Origin of the sequence: Nitrobacter sp. 62-13 (genome assembly GCF_001896955.1) — a bacterium.
GTDB lineage: Bacteria > Pseudomonadota > Alphaproteobacteria > Rhizobiales > Xanthobacteraceae > Nitrobacter.
The window spans coordinates 100471-100864 of record NZ_MKRN01000176.1 but is presented as its reverse complement, the minus strand read 5'-3'; the positions used below and the strand labels follow the sequence as shown (position 1 = coordinate 100864).

1 protein-coding gene is annotated in these 394 nt (G+C 54.3%); it reads left to right on the top strand.

The genetic code is table 11. The annotated features are described in order from the left end of the window. Positions 1 to 276, top strand: a 276-nt coding sequence (locus BGN91_RS12670; protein WP_292613657.1) for an HAD-IA family hydrolase, incomplete at its 5' end; no start/stop codon positions are given. Between the last annotated feature and the right edge of the window lie 118 nt (positions 277 to 394).

Below are 394 nucleotides of genomic sequence, written 5' to 3'. Positions count from 1 at the left end.
TCGCTCGGCAAGGACTGGGAGCAGTGGTTTGCAGCCATTGTCGCCGGCGACGAGGTGACAAGGAAGAAGCCCGCGCCTGATGTTTATCTGAAGGTCCTCTCCAAATTGAATCTGCCCGCGAAACAATGCCTCGCTATTGAAGACTCCGGAATCGGCCTGGCTGCCGCGGTCGGCGCTGGAATTCCTGTCCTGATCTCGCGGAGCGCCTATTTCAGCGACGATGACTTTTCAGGTGCCGCTTGTACGATTGATGACCTGACAGAGGTGGCAGGATAAATTTCCGGATCGGCCCGGACAATCTTCTTATGAGTTTCCTGTTGACCATCGCTTGATCAAGACAGACTACGATCCTCATCGTCCGACATTTCCATTTCGGATGCAGCGAACGACTTTC